This is a genomic window from Microbacterium aurugineum (genome assembly GCF_023101205.1).
GTDB classification, from domain to species: Bacteria; Actinomycetota; Actinomycetes; order Actinomycetales; family Microbacteriaceae; genus Microbacterium; species Microbacterium aurugineum.
Map to the genome: position 1 here is coordinate 119,073 of NZ_CP078078.1, position 17,784 is coordinate 136,856.

Annotated in this window: 19 protein-coding genes; 15 read left to right on the top strand and 4 right to left on the bottom strand. The window is 68.1% G+C overall.

Annotated elements, in window-relative coordinates:
• From KV397_RS00565 to KV397_RS00595, 7 genes are all read left to right on the top strand, one after another.
• Positions 1-738, top strand: a complete 738-nt coding sequence (locus KV397_RS00565) for a DNA-3-methyladenine glycosylase (protein ID WP_261811905.1) — start codon at positions 1-3, stop codon at positions 736-738.
• A gap of 154 nt (positions 739-892) precedes the next feature.
• Entirely contained in the window at positions 893-1,129 is a 237-nt protein-coding gene (gene rpmB, locus KV397_RS00570) for a 50S ribosomal protein L28 (RefSeq protein WP_017203559.1), read from the top strand.
• The gene (gene rpmG / locus KV397_RS00575; RefSeq protein ID WP_017203558.1) at positions 1,129-1,299 is read left to right on the top strand and encodes a 50S ribosomal protein L33; all 171 of its coding nucleotides are present in this window, start codon (positions 1,129-1,131) and stop codon (positions 1,297-1,299) included. Before rpmB ends, rpmG begins: the two co-directional genes overlap by 1 nt.
• 3 nt (positions 1,300-1,302) lie before the next feature.
• Complete coding sequence (gene rpsN / locus KV397_RS00580; RefSeq protein WP_017829734.1) at positions 1,303-1,608, top strand: 30S ribosomal protein S14; 306 nt, start codon at positions 1,303-1,305, stop codon at positions 1,606-1,608.
• A 370-nt stretch (positions 1,609-1,978) separates the two neighbouring features.
• Entirely contained in the window at positions 1,979-2,803 is an 825-nt protein-coding gene (locus KV397_RS00585; protein WP_261811906.1) for an endonuclease domain-containing protein, read from the top strand.
• Positions 2,804-3,259: 456 nt separating this feature from the next.
• Complete coding sequence (locus KV397_RS00590) at positions 3,260-3,547, top strand: HU family DNA-binding protein (RefSeq protein ID WP_017203554.1); 288 nt, start codon at positions 3,260-3,262, stop codon at positions 3,545-3,547.
• A 142-nt stretch (positions 3,548-3,689) separates the two neighbouring features.
• A complete protein-coding gene (locus KV397_RS00595) occupies positions 3,690-5,648 on the top strand; it encodes a bifunctional copper resistance protein CopD/cytochrome c oxidase assembly protein (RefSeq protein ID WP_261811907.1) in 1,959 nt (652 codons plus the stop codon).
• Between the two features lie 18 nt (positions 5,649-5,666).
• Here the strand turns inward: KV397_RS00595 and KV397_RS00600 are convergent, their stop codons facing one another.
• Positions 5,667-6,737 carry a hypothetical protein gene (locus KV397_RS00600; protein ID WP_261811908.1) on the bottom strand — a complete coding sequence of 357 codons (1,071 nt, stop codon included), beginning with the start codon at positions 6,735-6,737 and terminating at the stop codon, positions 5,667-5,669.
• 115 nt (positions 6,738-6,852) lie between these two features.
• Here KV397_RS00600 and KV397_RS00605 point away from each other — a divergent pair, with 115 nt between their 5' ends.
• Positions 6,853-8,238, top strand: coding sequence for an ATP-dependent DNA helicase (locus KV397_RS00605; protein ID WP_047524258.1), 1,386 nt, complete (start codon positions 6,853-6,855; stop codon positions 8,236-8,238).
• Between the two features lie 11 nt (positions 8,239-8,249).
• On the opposite strand, the gene KV397_RS00610 is transcribed toward KV397_RS00605, so the two are convergent.
• Together KV397_RS00610 and KV397_RS00615 are read right to left on the bottom strand one after the other, a co-directional pair.
• The gene (locus KV397_RS00610; protein ID WP_134352481.1) at positions 8,250-8,897 is read right to left on the bottom strand and encodes a biliverdin-producing heme oxygenase; all 648 of its coding nucleotides are present in this window, start codon (positions 8,895-8,897) and stop codon (positions 8,250-8,252) included.
• A gap of 81 nt (positions 8,898-8,978) precedes the next feature.
• Complete coding sequence (locus tag KV397_RS00615; protein ID WP_261811909.1) at positions 8,979-9,290, bottom strand: DUF2470 domain-containing protein; 312 nt, start codon at positions 9,288-9,290, stop codon at positions 8,979-8,981.
• Between the two features lie 97 nt (positions 9,291-9,387).
• Between KV397_RS00615 and KV397_RS00620 the strand changes: the two genes are divergently transcribed.
• The 4 genes from KV397_RS00620 (at position 9,388) to KV397_RS00635 (ending at position 12,975) form a co-directional block, all read left to right on the top strand.
• Entirely contained in the window at positions 9,388-10,677 is a 1,290-nt protein-coding gene (locus tag KV397_RS00620) for a serine hydrolase domain-containing protein (protein WP_261811910.1), read from the top strand.
• Between the two features lie 95 nt (positions 10,678-10,772).
• The gene (locus KV397_RS00625; protein ID WP_047524219.1) at positions 10,773-11,348 is read left to right on the top strand and encodes an isochorismatase family protein; all 576 of its coding nucleotides are present in this window, start codon (positions 10,773-10,775) and stop codon (positions 11,346-11,348) included.
• Positions 11,349-11,508: 160 nt separating this feature from the next.
• Entirely contained in the window at positions 11,509-12,330 is an 822-nt protein-coding gene (locus tag KV397_RS00630; RefSeq protein WP_131494375.1) for a Rossmann-fold NAD(P)-binding domain-containing protein, read from the top strand.
• A 9-nt stretch (positions 12,331-12,339) separates the two neighbouring features.
• A complete protein-coding gene (locus KV397_RS00635; protein WP_261811911.1) occupies positions 12,340-12,975 on the top strand; it encodes a DUF1684 domain-containing protein in 636 nt (211 codons plus the stop codon).
• 20 nt (positions 12,976-12,995) lie between these two features.
• Here the strand turns inward: KV397_RS00635 and KV397_RS00640 are convergent, their stop codons facing one another.
• Positions 12,996-14,000 (bottom strand): LacI family DNA-binding transcriptional regulator, encoded by a 1,005-nt coding sequence (locus tag KV397_RS00640; RefSeq protein ID WP_047524222.1) that lies wholly within the window; start codon positions 13,998-14,000, stop codon positions 12,996-12,998.
• Between the two features lie 160 nt (positions 14,001-14,160).
• Here KV397_RS00640 and KV397_RS00645 point away from each other — a divergent pair, with 160 nt between their 5' ends.
• The 3 genes from KV397_RS00645 to KV397_RS00655 are packed head-to-tail and all read left to right on the top strand — an operon-like array spanning position 14,161 to position 17,755.
• Positions 14,161-15,687, top strand: coding sequence for a sugar ABC transporter ATP-binding protein (locus KV397_RS00645; RefSeq protein WP_261811912.1), 1,527 nt, complete (start codon positions 14,161-14,163; stop codon positions 15,685-15,687).
• A 23-nt stretch (positions 15,688-15,710) separates the two neighbouring features.
• The gene (locus KV397_RS00650) at positions 15,711-16,703 is read left to right on the top strand and encodes an ABC transporter permease (RefSeq protein WP_047524259.1); all 993 of its coding nucleotides are present in this window, start codon (positions 15,711-15,713) and stop codon (positions 16,701-16,703) included.
• Positions 16,700-17,755, top strand: a complete 1,056-nt coding sequence (locus tag KV397_RS00655; RefSeq protein WP_261811913.1) for an ABC transporter permease — start codon at positions 16,700-16,702, stop codon at positions 17,753-17,755. The genes KV397_RS00650 and KV397_RS00655 overlap by 4 nt, the downstream gene beginning before the upstream one ends.
• Positions 17,756-17,784 lie beyond the last annotated feature (29 nt).

Genomic DNA, 17,784 nt, shown 5'->3' on the forward strand with positions numbered 1-17,784 from the left:
ATGCCGCAGCAGGATGGTCTGCGACGCGCGGTCCGTGCGGACCTGAGCGGCTCGGCGGTCGAGGTGGCGCCGCTCCTGCTCGGGGCCGAGCTTCGGACGTTCGCCCCCGCGACGGACGAACGCGGACCTGTCGAGGTGCGACTGCGCATCACCGAGGTCGAGGCCTACCACGGGCAGGGCACCGGCGAGATCGCCGACCCCGGATCCCACGCGCGGATGGGACGCACGCCGCGCAACGCCACCATGTGGGGCGAGCCCGGACATCTCTACGTGTATCTGAGTCACGGCATCCACTCCTGCGTCAACGTGGTGTGCGGGCCGATCGGGCAGGGCGACGGCGTGCTGCTGCGTGCGGGGGAGATCGTGATCGGAGCGGATGCCGCGGCACGGCGCCGAGGTGCGACGCTGCCGCTCAGCCGCATCGCCCGGCGGGAGCTGGCGCGTGGGCCCGGTCGTCTCGGGCAGGCCGTGGGGTTGCGGCATCCCCTGCACGACGGCATCGACGCCATCACCGGCGAGGAACGGCACGGGGCGAGGGCCGAGTTGTGGCTCGGCGAGCCGCGGGACGATGTGGTGCGCGGCCCCAGGGTCGGCGTCGCGGGCGTCGCCGGGACCGCTGCCTTCCCCTGGCGCTTCTGGATCGATGCCGACCCCACCGTGTCGCCGTTCCGGTGGGGGAGAGGGGCTCAGGCGGAATCGGCGGTTCAGGCGGAATCGGCGGTTCAGGCGGCGAGATGAGCCGTGCTAAACTGACTCTTTGTCTGCGCACACTCCTGTGCGCAGTTCGCATGCTTCTCCTTCCGCGGCCGAGAGATCGGCGGGTCGGGTTGCGTGCAGACAAGGGATCTTGGGTGGGGCCGTCCGGCCTCACGGTATAGAAGGAGTCACCATCATGGCAGCAGTGTGCCAGGTGACCGGAGCTGTTCCCGGCTTCGGTCACAACGTCTCGCACTCGCACCGCCGGACGAAGCGCCGCTTCGACCCGAACGTGCAGAAGAAGACCTATTTCGTCCCGTCGCTCGGTCGTAAGATCACGCTCAACGTGTCCGCCAAGGGCATCAAGGTGATCGACGTCCGCGGCATCGAGAACGTGGTCAAGGACCTCCAGGCGAAGGGTGTGAAGCTCTAATGGCCAAGAAGGCTCAGGACGTACGTCCGATCATCAAGCTGCGTTCGACGGCAGGCACGGGTTACACCTACGTGACGAAGAAGAACCGCCGCAACACCCCCGACCGCCTCGTGCTCAAGAAGTACGACCCGGTCATCCGTCAGCACGTCGAATTCCGAGAGGAGCGTTGATCAATGGCTAAGAAGAGCAAGATCGCTCGCAACGAGCAGCGCAAGGTCATCGTCGAGCGTTACGCAGAGCGTCGCGCCGAGCTGAAGAAGACCCTGGTCGACCCGAACGCCACCGACGAGGCCCGCGAGGCCGCACGCGTCGGCCTGCAGAAGCTGCCGCGCAACGCGTCGCCTGCTCGCGTGCGTTCGCGCGACGTCATCGACGGCCGCCCCCGCGGTGTCCTCACGAAGTTCGGCATCTCGCGTGTCCGCTTCCGTGACATGGCACACCGTGGCGAGCTGCCCGGCGTGACCAAGTCGAGCTGGTAAGTCTCAGCAGACAGCCGAAAGGGGCGAGGATCTTCGGATCCTCGCCCCTTTCGCGTCTCCACCCTCCCTGCATCCATCCCTCCTTCCTTCCTCTCTCCTCCCTGCCGTCCGTCCCTCCTGCTGCCCTCCCTCCCTGCTGCCCTCCCTGCCTCACTCCTGCCGTCCCTCACTCCCTGCTTCTCCCCTGTCCCGCCCCGCGCGTTCTGAAGGACTTCTCGCGAATTGCAGGAGCGAACGCTGGATCCACTCCTTCATTCAGTGAGATCTCCTTCAGGGGTCTGTTCCTGCACCGAAGCCTCGGCGATCGAGCTCTGCCCTTCTGCCGGTGATCGGGCGGCGTGCGCGCGCCCGCTGGAGGCAGGATCGTCCGATGGATCCCGTGGATGAGCTGTGGCGTCGTGGAGGGGTCGCGCGGGTGCGCACTCTGCGCGCGGCCGGGGTGAGTGCGCACTCGCTCCGGCGGTCGAAGGAGCGTCTCGAGGTCGTCACCGTGCGGCAGGGGTGGGTGGCCTTGCCGGATGCCGACCCCCAGATCGTCGGGGCGGCGGCTCACGGTGTCGTGCTCAGTTGTGTCACGGCGGCGGAGAGGCGAGGACTCTGGATTCCGGAGAAGACGCCACTGCACGTCGCTGCCCGCCCGAACGCGGCGCGGATCCGGGTGCCGTCCCAGGTCGTCGTGCACTGGTCGAAACCGGTGGTCCCTCGGCCCCCCGACGCGACGGTGGATGAACTGCTCAACGTGCTGGCCGTGATCGCGCAATGCCAGCCGTTCGAGACCGCCCTGGTCATCTGGGAGTCGGCCATGAACAAGGGGTACGTCGATGGTGCGCGCCTCCGTGGCCTCGACCTTCCGGCGCCGGCACGAGCGCTGCTCGAGCGGGCGCGACCGTTCGCGGACTCGGGGCTGGAGACCATCGTGATCCACAGGCTCCGCTGGCTGGGGCTCCGCATGCTGCCACAAGCCTGGTGCCTCGATCGGCGGGTGGATCTCCTCATCGGTGATCGACTGGTGATCCAGATCGATGGTGCGACCCACACCGGGGAGCAGCGGGACAAGGACATCGCTCACGACGCGCAGCTGGTCCTCCGTGGCTACCGTGTGCTGCGCTTCAGCTACGAACAGGTCATGCACCGTTGGTCTGAGGTGCAGTCCGTGATCATGGAGGCCGTGGCGCAGGGCGCCCACCTCTCCTGATCACCCCTCCTGATCATCCCCCCTCCTGATCATCCCCTCTCCTGATCGCCCTCTCCTGATCGCCTGCTTCCTTGGACTCACGCCTCGCGTTGCGAAGGAGAACTCACGGAATGAAGGAGTGCATTCCGCATCTGGTCCTTCATTCCGTGAGATCTCCTTCATCCCGCGGGTTCTCCTCACCCTGCGACTGCTCCTTCATCCCGCGAATTCTCCTCACCGGCGAGAGTTCTCCTCACCCCGAGAGTTCTGCGTCAGCCCGCGCGCGCACCGCGTGAGCTCCCCAAAACTGTGACTGGAGTGACGAATGTGACGCGACACGCCCAGTAATTGCCCAAAACCCGCGAAATGACGCGGATATGTGGGTGGTCGTTGATACATTCGAGGCGGTCACTAGACCAGGGGCACCCGCCCCGATACCCACAACGATGCGACGGGATCTCGTCGCTGGAGGATGACATGGCTGACAAGTCCATCACCAAGACCGAGCTCGTCGCGAGCATCGCTAGCGCCACGGGCCAGAGCCAGGCCACCGTCTCCGGTGTCCTCGACTCGCTGTTCGCCACGGTCTCCGACGCTGTTGCCAAGGGCAGCAAGGTCTCCATCCCGGGCTGGATCTCCTTCGAGCAGGTCGACACCGCTGCTCGTACGGGCCGCAACCCGCAGACCGGCGCCGAGATCAAGATCCCGGCCGGCAAGCGCGTCAAGGTGACCGCTGGCTCCAAGCTCAAGGCTGCCGTCAAGTAAGCAGACCGCACCTCTTCGAAGGCCGCTCCCGTTCCGACGGGAGCGGCCTTCGTGCTTTCGCCCCTCCCGGCGCGCCTAGGCTGGAGGGGTGAGTTCCCGCAGCGAGTCGACGAGTCGGATTTCGGCGTATCGAATCGCCGGGGTGGTCATCCTCCTCGTCGCCGCGCTGGTGGCCCTGGTGGTGGCGCTCGTCGTCGGAGGCGGTGCCGATGCACCGCTGTTGCAGGATCCGGGGCCGATCGTGCTCTGGGGCACCCCGCTCGCGAAACTCGTGATGAACATGTCGGCCGCCGTCATGCTCGGCTCTCTCGTCCTCGCGCTGTTCGGTCTGCGCGCGGGGGAGCGCTCCTTCGACGCGGCGCTGAACATCGCCTCCGTCGGTGCTGCCGTCTTCACGGTCTCCGCGGGCCTCGCCGGGTTCCTCGCGTTCATGGCCGCCTTCAACCCGAAGCTCAGCATCGAGCGGGAGTTCGGCACGCAGCTCGGCCGCTTCCTGTTGGAGCTGCCTCTGGGACAGTCCTGGCTCATCACGACGATCTTCGGCGCGATCATCACGGTGCTCGCCTTCGCCTGGCGCTCGTGGACGCCCACGCTCATCACCGCACTGCTCGCCGCGGCTTCCTTCATCCCCCTCGCGACGCAGGGGCACGCGGGCGACCTCGCAGGCCACAACATGGCCGTCAACTCGATCCTGCTGCACACGGTCGGTGCCGCGGTCTGGCTGGGTGGGCTCCTGCTCCTCGTGCTGCTCCGCGGGCGCGGTGACGTCGACACCGCTCGACTCGTCGGACGCTACTCCTCCCTCGCGATCGCGGCGTTCGCGGTGGTCGCCTTCTCCGGATTGACCCGGTCGATCGTGGCCGTCGGAAGCTGGGACGCGCTGTGGACGACACAATACGGCTGGATCGTGCTCGCGAAAGCCGCGCTGTTGGGCGGCATGGGACTGCTCGGCGCCTGGTACCGCGCTCGCCTCATCCCGAAGCTCGCCGGGCAGCGTGCGGCGGGTTGGTTCTGGCTCCTCGTCCTGTGCGAAGTCGCGCTGATGGGGTTCGCGTCCGGCGCCGCTGCCGCGCTCGCGCGCACGCCCCCTCCCACCGGTGAGGTCGCCGCGTTCGCGCAGACGCCCGCCCAGATCCTCACCGGGTCGACGCTGCCGCCCGAGTTGACGCTCGAACGCTGGTTCACGGCGTGGGACTTCGATGTGCTCTGGATCGTCGTCGCGGCCTTCGGCCTGTTCTTCTACCTCGCCGGCGTCCGGCGCCTGCATCTGCGCGGAGATCGCTGGCCGATCCATCGCACGGTCTTCTGGGTGCTCGGGCTGCTCATGCTCTTCTGGGTGACCTGCGGCCCGCTCAACGCGTACCAGGAGTACCTGTTCAGCATCCACATGATGGGCCACATGATGCTGTCGATGGCCATCCCGCTGCTGTTGGTCTCGGGCGCACCGATCACGCTCGCCCTGCGCGCGATCCACAAGCGCGACGACGGTACCCGGGGAGGCCGCGAGTGGATCATGTGGGCCGTGCATTCGCCGTTCGCCCGGGTCGTCACCCATCCGTTCGTCGCCGCGGCCATCTTCATCCTGTCGCTGTGGGCGTTCTACTTCACCGACCTGGTGCGGTGGGCGATGGTCGAGCACATCGGTCATGAGTGGATGGTGATCCACTTCCTGATCTCGGGCTACCTGTTCGTGATGAGCCTGATCGGTGCCGACCCGGTGCCGTACCGACTTCCCTACCCCGGCCGCCTCATCACCCTGATCGCCGTCATGGCGATGCACGCCTTCTTCGGCATCGCGATCATGATGCAGGAGGGGCTGATGGTCGCGGAGTGGTTCGGATCGATGGGCCGTGACTGGGGGGCCGATCCGTTGCAGGACCAGTACGTCGGCGGCGGCATCGCCTGGTCCATCGGCGAGATCCCGACCTTGATCCTGGCCATCACGGTCGCGATCCAGTGGAGCCGCAGCGACACGAAGCTGCAGCGTCGGCGCGACCGGCATGCGGATCGCACCGGAGACAGGGAACTCGAGGAGTACAACACCAAGTTGGCCGAGCTCGCCGCTCAGGACCAGCGTCGCGAGGAGCGCGAGAGGCGTTGAGGCCCGCGGGTGAATCCGTCAGTCGACGGGAGGTTCGCCCGGTGAGCCGATCTTGATGGACGCGGAACCGTCGGGCAGGATCGCGATGGTGCCGTTGAGCTGGAACGGCACGTCTTCCGATACGGGGTCGATGGAGCCGTCGAAGAGCGACTGGATCTCGACTTCGACGTGCGCGACGGCATCGGTCGTGGGAATCTGCCACTGTCCGCCGTCGGGCGTGACCGTGACCTGAGGCTGCGTCGCGATGGACCACTTCGGCGGCGACGAGATGCGGTCCGTGACCCGCAGGCCGAAGGGGCAGGCGGTCGGCAGGAGCACGTCCTGCGTGGTGCACGCGGTGAGGAACTCCTCGACCCGCTGCTGCACGACCTCGACGAATTCGTCTGTCGGCGTGGTCTGCACATCGAGCGGCGTGACGGCGAGCGGGGTGTCCGCGAGCACACCGTGTCCGGAGGCCGTCGCGATCGGGGTGTCCACCGTCACGGCGTACAGTCCCGGGGTGAACACGAGCAGTGGCAGCGGGTCGATCGCGTCGGCCTCGGCGCCCGCTGCGGACACCTGCCGTCGGTCGACCTCGAAGCCGTTCATGGCGAACTGGTCCACGCCGCGGACCGTGAGCTCGACGACGGCCAGCGGACTCTCCGCGAAGCGCCAGTTCGGGGTGACTCCCGCCCAGCCGTCCTGTTCGATCAGGAAGGTGCTGGTGCCGGCATGACCGCTCGCCTCGTAGCTGACCGTGACGGCGGTGCCGCCTTCGGCCTGCTCCTCCGACTCCACCTTCACATCGGTCAGCGGTGCGAGTGCGGCGCGGCGCAGCATGGCCTCGGACGCGGCCGGGTCGATGCCGGACTCCTCGAGGATCTCGCGGTCGATCGCGACGCCGGGCACCCGTAGTGCGTCTGCGGCGCGGCCGGAGGAGAGCAGGTCGAGGTAGCGGGTCACGAACGCGGACGGGCCGTAGAACTGCTGGTACAGCGTGGCACCTCCGGCGCCGATCGCTGCGACGAGCATGAGCCCGACCACCACGAGCATCGCGAGATCGACGCCCAGGCGTGACCGCCGGGGCGCGCTCGACCTGGCCCGCTCCATGGCGCCAGTCTAGGAGTGCGTCCTGGGGGGACGCCGAGCGTCGGCGGCCGGGCGCGGATGCCGGGACGTAGCATGGGTGGCGCCCCGTTTTCCGTCCACTGCCCCTGTGAGTGCCGTGTCCCTTCCCGCCCTGTCCGAGGAGCAGCAAGAGCTGTTCCGGCTCATCGAGGACACCGGCGAGCACGTCTTCATCACCGGTCGCGCCGGCACCGGGAAGTCGACGTTGCTGCAGCACTTCGCCTGGAACACGAAGAAGCAGATCGCCATCTGCGCTCCGACGGGCGTCGCGGCGCTCAACGTCGAGGGCCAGACGATCCACTCCCTCTTCCGTCTGCCGATCGGTCTGATCGGCGACGCCGACATCGACCAGAACGACGCGACCCGGCGCATCCTGAACGCCATCGAGACGCTGGTGATCGACGAGATCTCGATGGTCAACGCCGACCTGATGGACGCGATCGATCGCTCCCTGCGCCAGGCCAGGGGGCGTAGGGGGGAACCCTTCGGCGGTGTCCAGGTCGTCATGTTCGGTGACCCCTACCAGCTCGCTCCCGTCCCGCCCCGCGGCGACGAGGCCCGCTACGTCCAGGACCACTACCGCTCGTTCTGGTTCTTCGATGCCAAGGTCTGGGCGGGGGGATCGGGGCTCTCCGACCAGGAGGGGCTGTTCCAGGTCGACACCCGTGCCGAACTGCACGTGCGGGAACTGGTGCAGATCCACCGGCAGTCCGACGATGGCTTCAAGTCGATGCTCAACGCCGTGCGCTACGGCCGCGTCACGGCGGAGATCGCGGGGGTGCTGAACACGCAGGGACGACGCACGCCCCCGGAGCCGGAGCCGGGCGAGGTGCCCATGATCACCCTCGCGACGCGCAACGACATCGTGAACAAGATCAACAGCCAGCACCTGAATGCGCTGCCCGGCAAGGAGCAGACCGCGCGGGCCGAGGTGAGCGGCGACTTCGGACGCGGTGAAGCCGCCCTGCCCGCCGAGAGCGAACTGAAGCTGAAGGTCGGGGCGCAGGTGATGTTCCTGCGCAACGACACCGCCATGTCCGGCGAGCCGCCGCGCTGGGTGAACGGCACCATCGGCACGGTGACGCGCATCCTCGGTAGCGCTGTGCGCGTCGACATCGACGGCGAGGAGGTCGACGTCGAGCCTGCCGTGTGGGAGCGTTTCCGCTACGCCTACGACCAGAACACCAAGAAGCTCACCCGCGACGTGGTCGCCGAGTTCACCCAGTTCCCGCTGCGTCTCGCCTGGGCAGTCACGATCCACAAGTCGCAGGGCAAGACGTATGAGCGGGCGATCATCGACCTCGGATCCGGGGCATTCGCGCCGGGGCAGACGTACGTGGCGTTGAGTCGACTGACGTCCCTGGACGGCCTGTACCTGTCACGCGACCTACGGCCACGGGACATCCGGGTCGACGAAGACGTGCGCCGGTTCATGCGCGACGCGTGGCTGGCGGCGTCGACGCCCGAGTTGCCGAAGACCTGACGGAAGAGGGATCAGGCGGCGGCGCGGGCCCGGTCGAGGTCCTCGAAGAGCTCGGTGTTGAATCGATAGGCGAGGAGCACCTCGTCGATCACACGCTCACGCTCCGCGTCGTCCCACGGGGCGGCGTCGAGCTGCTCGCGGTAGACGTCCTTGAATGCGGACGGGTCGGCGATGTCGTCGAACAGGTAGAACCCGATGCCGTTCGTCTCGAAGCCGAACCGACGGGCCATCACCCGGCCGATGAAGATCCCGCCGGAGAGGTCGCCGAGGTAGCGGGTGTAGTGGTGGGCGATGAAGCCGCCCGCCCACGTGGCACCCACCTGGCGGATGCGCTCGACGTAGCGCACGGTGGTGGGCAGCGGCACGATCTGCTCGCGCCAGTCGCCACCGAGCAGGAACTCCAGGTCGGCTTCCAGCGCGGGGAGCCGCGTGAGCTTGTCGCTGAGGAAGACCGCCGCCACCGGATCCTGTCGCATGCGCTCCCCGGCTCCTTCGAGCGCTTCGTAGATGAAGTAGTGCTGCGCGACGAGGGAGATGTAGTCCTCGCGGGAGCCCTCACCCTTCAGGAGGTCGGACATGAAGCCGGCGGTCTCGCTGCGGGAGTGCGATCCCGACGAGCGCTCGCGCAGGGCGGCGGAGAAGGAGAGGATCTCGGGCATGTGCCTAGTGTAAGGGTTGCCTTACCTCGGGCGGTAGTGGCGGTGCCGAGTCGGATGTGGGACGGGCCGCGTCCGAGTCGTTCAGGCGTGCGGGCGAGGCTCGACCCCGAGGCGCGCGCAGGCCTCGTCGTAGAGCGCCACGACCTCGCGGCGCACAGCGGGGCGATCCGTGATGGGTCCGCCGGGCCACGGGACGCGCAGTTCGGACGGTTCGCCGTCGACGGTGATCTCCCAGACGCCGCCGTCGCCGTCGAATCCGGTCATCACGGAGGCGGTGACGTCGGCGGAGTCCTCAGCGAAGGCGCGGGCGATCAAGAGGTTGTCATCGGTGTGGTCACCGTTCATGTGGCGCAGGACAGCGGCGATCACGTCGGCATCGAAGAAGTGGGGCACGTTTCTCACCCTATGTGCGCGCAAAGGCGCCCGGCGCGATGCCGTCTTTCAGGAAGGGCGTTCTAGACTCGGGAGATACATCCTCGGGGGTTCCTTCATGCAGCTTCTCTCGTCGCGCCGTTGGCGTGCCGCTGCGGCCAGTGCGGCCGCGCTCGCTCTCGTCCTCACCGGATGCTCATCCGAGGATTCCTTCAGCTACACGCCACCGGCTCAGGTCGACGGCGCTCTGCCCGATGACACGGTCGCTTCGATGCAGGCCGCGGTCGACAATGCGCTCGTCGCTTCCGGGGCGACCGGGGCGATCGTCGGGGTCTGGGTGCCCTGGAGCGGCAGCTGGGTCACCGCCGTCGGCATGCAGGACCGTGACGGCGGTGGAGAGGTCTCCACCGACATGTCCTTCCGCATCGCCGACGTGACGCGTCTGATGGCGTGCGACGTGCTCTACGCCCTCGCCGATGAGGGAACGCTCGAACTCGATGCGAACGTCGCCGACTACGTCTCCGGGGTCGCTGACATGCGGGAACAGGGTGTCACGCTCCTCGACCTGTGCAACGGCACCAGCGGCGCCGGTTCGTCCGAGCCGACCACCAAGAGCGCTCTGTTGAACACACCGGACCGCATCTGGGCGCCGCTGGAGCTCGCGGGCTACGGACTGGCGCGCCCTCGTGTCGACCCGGGCACCACCTTCCGCGATTCGGATGCGGGGTATCTCCTGCTCGGCCTCGCCCTCGAGCGCGCCACCGGGATGACCGCGTCCGAGCTGATCGCCGAGTACGTCACCGACCCGCTCGAGCTCACGGCCACGTCGCTCCCCGGCCCCGCTCCGGCTGCTCCCGGTGACGACCCGATGAAGGGGCACTTCCTCCCCGCGGTCGAGGGTGGATTCACCTGCGCCGCCCCCAACGACATCACCACGATCTCGTCGAGCTCGGGATTCACCGATTCCGGCGCCGTCTCGACCATCGACGACCTCGGTCGCTACATCCAGGCCGAAGCCCGCGACGCGCTGCGTGGTGCCGACGCTGAGCCGGCGCGCTTCGGCTCCCCGCTGCCGGCCGCGGAAGACGGTCCTTCCTGGTACCAGGCCACCGGTGGCGCCTACCTCGTGGGGTCGATGGTCGGCCAGCACGGTTGGGTCCCCGGCTACGCCACCTCGGCATACTCGGATCCCGCGACCGGGTTCACCGTCGCCGTCGTGCTGAACGACTCGACGGCGGGTTCGAGGTTCGCGCAGCAGCTCTCGTGGGAACTCGCGGCGATCGCCTCGAAGGCGCCGGCTGCGTCCGGGCAGACCGCGCCGGAGTTCGGGCTCCCCTTCACCGCGGAGCAGTACCACCAGTCCATCACGGACGCTGCCATCACCTGCGTCGAGCCGCCTGCGGAGTGACCACCGCCGCACGAGGGTGACACTGGCGGAAACCGTTCGGTCGTTGTCCGTGCAGCGGCTTGGCGCGGGGGCGGATCCCGGCGAGCATGGGGCGCATGGCCTCTTCCGACACCGTCCTGCTCGTCATCGACGCGCAGGAGTCCTTCCGTGCTCGCGCCGACGACTGGGCGGAGACCGCCAACCCCGCCGTGCTCGACAACATCGCCCTCCTGGTCGCCGACGCCCGCGGGCGTGGTGAGCGGGTGGTGTGGATCACTCATTCCGAGCCCGGCTCCGGCGGCGTGTTCGACCCCGCGCAGGGGTTCGTGCGGGTGATCGACGAGCTCGGTCCCCTCGACTCGGAGGATGCGGTCACCAAGACCACGATCAACTCCTTCCTCTCGACGGATCTCGACGAGCGGTTGCGGAGCGCCGGCGTGCGACGGGTCGTCATCTGCGGCATCCGGACGGAGCAATGCTGCGAGACGACCGCTCGTGCGGCCGCTGATCTCGGCTACGAGGTGGACTTCGTGACGGACGCGACGACCACCTCCGCGATCCCGGCCTCGGGGCCGTTGGCCGCGGTCTCGGGCGAGGACATCATGCGCCGCACCGAGAGCATCCTCGCCGCTCGCGGATTCGCGACGATCATCCGCACGAGCGATCGCACGGGGATTGCGGCCGCTCGCTGAGGAGGACGTGCGTCGGATCGGTCGGGTGCTCCGTGATCACGCCCATCCGGTACGGTAGTGGCCCTACGTGAACCGACTCGCGCGACGACGATTTCGGAGGGTGTCCATTGCAGCACGATCGCCGCGGACTGCCCGCGCTCGCCGTTCGCTGGTCAGCCCCATGACTCCGGTACCTCGTCGCACGCTCCTCGTCGGATACGGGAAGCTCGGCGCGCGACTCGCCGCACGTCTCCTCGCCGACGACGGCGAGGTCTTCGCCCTGCGGCGGAGCACCGGTTCCCTGCCGGCGGGCGTGATCGGACTCTCCGCCGATCCGTCTCATCCGCTCGATTCGCCCCTTCCGGTCGTTGACGCGATGGTGATCACGCTGCCGCCCAGCGGCGTGAGCTCGGGGTACCGCACCGCGTTGACGAATCTGAGGGACGCACTGCCCGTGCTGCCGGCGCGCACCGTGTTCGTGTCGTCGACGGGAGTGTTCGAGGGAGCTGCGGCAGATCATCCGTTGACCGAACAGGATGTCCCCGCACCGACGAGTGCGCGATCACAGGAGCTGTACGACGGGGAGCAGGCGGCCGTCGCGCTGTTCTCCGCCGTGATCGTGCGCCCCGCGGGGATCTACGGGCCGGGTCGGGAGTTCCTCCTGCGGAAGGTGCGCGAGGGCGCTGCCGTCGACCACGCCCGGCGTACGAATCGGATCCATGAGGTCGATCTGGTGCGGACGCTCGACCTGCTGGTGCGGATGGAGGATCCGCCGCCGCTCTTGCACGCGGTGGACGAGCGGCCCGCACCTCTCGCCGAGGTCGTCGCGTTCATCGCCGGGAAGCTGGGCGTGGACGTGCCGCCGGATGTGGCGTCCGGCGGTCCGAGCGGGGTCGTCTATGACGGGACGCTGCTGCGATCCGTGCTGGGCCACCTCGAGTACCCGACCTTCGAAGCGGGATACGCCGAGATGCTCGCCGAGGACTCGACGCCGCGCCCGTAGCCTGGGGGGATGACGAACACACTCGCACGGACGGCTGTCGAGGTCGTCGACTGGCGCCGCCGCGTCTTCGCTCTCTACGCCGCCGTGCGTCTCTCCGATTCGCCGGAGGACGCGCATGAGCTGTGGCGGATCGAACGGGATGAGCTCATGCTGCATCATCCGGCGACGCCGCTGCTCGCCGAGGATCGTTCTGCGTTCGAGGGGTTGCCGATCGCCTCGTACGACCCGGAGTGGCGCTTCGAGCTGCCGGTCCTCCCCGCCGACCCCGGCGGCTTCGACTTCGCGACCGGCACCGACGGCGTCGTGCCCTTCGAGCGCGTGGGTCGCGTCGAGATCCCGGACGCCGGATCACTCGACGTCTGGCGGCTCACGTCCTACGGCGGCGGGCTGTTCATCCCGGTGCGCGACGCCCTCGCGGGGCGCCCGGGTGGCACCTACGGCGGTGGCCGCTATCTGGTCGACACGATCAAGGGAGCCGACCTCGGATCCGATGCCGAGCGCGGGACGATCGTGCTCGACTTCAACTTCGCCTACAACCCGTCCTGCGCCTATGACCCCGCCTGGGCCTGCCCGCTCGCGCAACCCGGCAACGTGATGGCGGTGCCGATCCCGGTGGGGGAGATGTACGGGGTCGACAGCGCCTGATCTCTCGCTTCGGACGTCGCTCAGGCCGGTCGCGCGGTCGACTCGCGCACGACGAGCTCCGGCTGGAACACCACGCGCTCGGGATCGGACTTGCCGCCTGCCTCGCGCAGCATCAGGTCGACGGCCGTGTAGCCGATCAGCTCGGCGGGCTGGCGGATCGACGAGAGCGGGACGACGGCCGCCGCGGCGAAGTCGATGTCGTCGTATCCGATGAGCGCGATCTCGTCGGGGACCCGGATGCTGCTCCGCATCATGAGCGCCTGCAGCACGCCCATCGCGAGCAGGTCGTTCGCGGCGAAGACGGCATCGGGGCGGTCCTCCGGCGCGCGGGCGCTGAGGGCGTCGCCCGCGGCGCGACCGGCGAGCACGCTGAGGGAATCGGTCAGGATGACTTCGAGCGAGACTCCGGCCTCGTTGGCCGCTCGGCTGGCTCCCTCGAGACGGTCGACCACCTGGCGGATGCCCATCGGCCCGCCCACGAAGGCGATGCGTCGTCGCCCCTGGGCCGCGAGGTGCTGCACGGCGAGGTAGCCGCCGCCGACATCGTCGACGGAGACCGACGAGAAGCTCTCGTCGGCGACTTCGCGGTCGACGAGCACCACGGTCGTGCCTCGGTCACGCAGGCGGCGCAGACGCGGGAGGTCGTCGGCGAGGGGGGAGATGAGGAGACCGGCGATGCGCTGCTCCTCGAACAGGTCGATATAGGCACGCTCGCGCTCCGCCTTCTCATCGCTGTTGCCGAGCATGACCGTCATCCTGGCCTCGGCCGCGCGTTCCTCCGCGCCCCGGGCGATGTCGGTGAAGAAGGGGTTGCGCACATCGAGCACGACGAGGCCGATCGAGCGGCTGTGGCCTGCTCTGAGCTGCCGGGCCGCATCGTTGCGCACGAAGCCGAGTTTCTCGATGGCGGCCGTGACGCGTTCCACCGTGGCGGGGGAGACCTTGTCCGGATGGTTCAGCACATTCGAGACGGTCCCGACGGAGACGGATGCGGCGAGAGCGACATCTCGAACACTGACGACCACGGCGTCTTCCTTCCCGCGGGACCGCGAAACCTGTCCCTGAAACGTACCATCGACCATCCCATGACTTGACAGCAGGTCACCGAGGGTCGTAACTTACAGATGCGCCATCCTTTAAAACGATTCAATCCGCAGGGATGATCCTGCAGTTTAGGTCCGATCAATGACGATTCCCTCTGGGGCTCCCGGCTCTCCGCCGGCGCTCGAACTCCGCGACATCCGAAAGTCCTTCGGTGCGGTGGTCGCTCTCCGTTCTGGGACTCTCTCCGTCGCCGGCGGATCCATCCACGCGTTGGTCGGCGAGAACGGTGCGGGCAAGTCGACCCTCGTGAAGATCGTCGCAGGGCTTTACCAGCGCGACGGCGGGATCTTCCGTTTCCATGGCGAAGACGTGGACTTCACGTCGACCGCGCAGTCCAAGAGCGCGGGCGTCGCCGTGATCTACCAGGAGCCGACGCTCTTCCCCGACCTGTCCGTCACCGAGAACATCTTCATGGGTCGTCAGCCCACGGGGCGCTTCGGGCGCATCGACCGCAGGGCCATGCGGCACGAGGTCGAGCGCCTCTTCACTCGACTCGGCGTGACGATCGATCCCGATCGTCCGGCAGAAGGTCTGTCGATCGCCGACCAGCAGGTCATCGAGATCGCCAAGGCCGTCTCCCTCGACGCGAGTCTGCTCGTCATGGATGAGCCCACGGCCGCGCTGTCCGGTGTCGAGGTCGAGCGCCTCTTCACGATCGCGCGCAGTCTTCGCGACGAGGGCCGCGCGCTCATCTTCATCTCGCACCGCTTCGACGAGGTGTTCGCGCTCTGCGACACCGTCACGGTCATGCGCGACGGTGCCTACATCGCCACCAGCGCGATCGCCGACACCTCGGTCGAGGAGATCGTGCACCAGATGGTCGGCCGCGAGGTGACCGAGTTGTTTCCCAAGCAGGAGACCACCGTCGGCGCTCCGCTGCTCGAGGTCGAGAACCTCACCAGCCCCGGTGTCTTCCACGACATCTCCTTCACCGTGCGCGCAGGGGAGATCGTGGGCCTGGCCGGTCTGGTCGGCGCGGGGCGCAGCGAGGTGGCTCGTGCCGTCTTCGGGGTCGATCCCTACCGCGAGGGCGCCGTCACGATGCAGGGCGTGCCCATCCCGCGTGGTCGTCCCACCGACGCCATGCGCGCCGGCCTCGCGCTCGTGCCGGAAGACCGCCGCAAGCAAGGTCTCGTGATCGAATCGGGCGTCGGCGGCAACATCACCCTCTCGATCCGCCGCCAGCTCGCGAAGCTGGGGTTCCTCACCACCGGAATGGAGAACCGTGCCGCCCGGGAGTGGGCGACCAGGCTCGAGGTCAAGGCGCACGCCCTCGACACCGTCGCCGCCACACTCTCCGGCGGCAATCAGCAGAAGGTCGTCCTCGCGAAGTGGCTCGCCACGCAGCCGAAGGTCCTCATCATCGACGAACCCACCCGTGGGATCGACGTCGGCACCAAATCCGAGGTGCACCGGCTGCTCTCCGAGCTCGCAGGGCAGGGCATGGGAATCCTCATGATCTCGTCCGAGCTTCCGGAGGTACTGGGAATGGCCGACCGCGTCCTCGTCATGCGCGAGGGGCGGATCACCGCAGAGATCGCCCGCTCGGAGGCCACTTCCGAGAACGTCATGTACGCCGCGACGCACGCATCGGAGCTCTCCTCGTGACCACCGCAATCCCCGTCTCCTCGATGACGAAGAGGCTCTCCGCGCTCGGCCGGGCGCGGGAGTTCGGAATCCTCCTCGCCCTGGCGCTCGTGATCGTGGCCGCCACGACGAACAACTCGAACTTCCTGTTCAGCCCTGACGGGTGGCGCGACCTGCTGCTCACGCCGTCGATCCTTGTGCTCGTCGCGGTCGGGCAGGCGATCGTCCTCATCACGCGCAACGTCGACCTCTCGGTCGGCTCGGTCATGGGACTCACCGCCTACCTCACCGGTCGCCTGTTCATCGACGTCCCCGGCATTCCGATCGTGATCGTCGTGGTGGCCGCGGTCGTGTTCGGCGCCCTCCTCGGACTCATCAACGGCGCGCTGGTCGCCTTCGCCAAGGTGCCGGCGATGGTGATCACCCTCGGTACGCTCTACGCCTACCGCGGCATCAACGTGCTGTGGACCGGAAGTGACCGGGTGAACGCCTCGGACATGCCGAAGGACTTCTTGGCGCTCGGCACGGGGCAGCTCGTCGGCATCCCGATCCTCACGATCGTGGCCCTCATCGTCCTGGCCGCGGCCGCCTGGTACATGAAGAACACACGCGGTGGCCGCGAGTACTACGCGATCGGCTCGGATCCGGCAGCAGCGGAGTTGTACGGCCTCCGCGTCACGCGCCGCGTGCTGACCGCCTTCGTCGTGTCCGGTGCTCTCGCGGGTCTCGCCGGAGTGTTCTACGCCGCCCGCTACGGCACCATCAACTCGCAGGCCGGAGCCGGGTGGGAGCTCGATGCGGTCGGGGCGGCCGTGATCGGTGGCGTCGCGATCACGGGCGGCATCGGCTCGGTGTGGGGCGCGGCGATCGGTGCGGTGCTCCTGCTCACGATCAACCGGGCTCTTCCCATCCTCGGCATCCCCGACTTCTGGCAGCGCGCCGTCGTCGGCCTCCTGATCATCGGCGCGATCGTGCTCGACCGCGTCCTCGCCGTCCGGCAGAAACGACGGCTCATCGAAGCGAGGGACCAGTCATGACCGCCGCGACCACGACGACCACGACCACCCGGATCATCCGAGACTTCGACAAGCCGCTCTGGCGTCGTGTCCTCCTCACCAGGGAGATGGCGATCGTCGCCCTGCTCCTCTTCGTCGTCATCATCTCCGCGAGCACGGTCCGCGGCTTCGGTCAGCCGATCACGCTCACCTACCTGCTCCTCGACATCGCCCCGATCCTGTTGATCGCCCTGCCGATGACGCTCGTGATGATCACCGGCGAGATCGACCTGTCGGTGGGCAGCATGGTCGGCCTCTCCAGCGTCGTCACCGGCGCGTTGGTCCAGGGTGGGATCCCCTTCGAAGTCGCGGCCCTCGCTGCGCTGCTCGTGGGTCTGGTCGGCGGAGCCTTCAACGGGTTCCTCGTGACCGTGGTCGGGCTGCCGTCGCTCGCCGTCACGATCGGAACGCTCGCTCTGTTCCGCGGCCTCGCGGTCGGCATCCTCGGCACGGCGGCAGTCACCGAGTTCCCGGAGTTCTGGACCGACCTCGCCAAGGCGAAGATCGCGGGCACGACGGTTCCGGTGGTCATGATCCCGTTCCTGATCCTGCTGGTGGCGTTCATCCTGTTGCTGCACTACACGCCTTTCGGACGTGGCGTGTACGCGATCGGCCTGGCGAAGGATGCCGCTCGATTCTCCGGCGTGCACGTGGAGCGGACGAAGTTCATCCTCTTCGCGCTCTCCGGACTGGTCGCCGCGTTCGCCGGGGTGTTCTACACGCTCCGCTACGGCAGCGCCCGCGGTGACAACGCCACCGGCCTGGAGCTGCAGGTGATCGCCGCGGTCGTCCTCGGCGGCGTGTCGGTGTTCGGCGGGCGGGGCAAGATCTACGGGGTCGTCGCCGCCGCGCTCCTCATCGGCTCGCTGGCCAGTGCGCTGCGTCTGATGAACGTGACCTCCGATGTGATCAACATCATCACCGGTGCCCTGCTGATCGTCTCGGTCGTGGCTGCGAGCTTCCTCGCCTGGCTGCAGAAGTCCCGGCGCAGACCAGGGCGTTCGACCACCGGCGCCACCTCCACAGCTTCATGACGCCGACGCCGCACTCGCGGCACCTCACG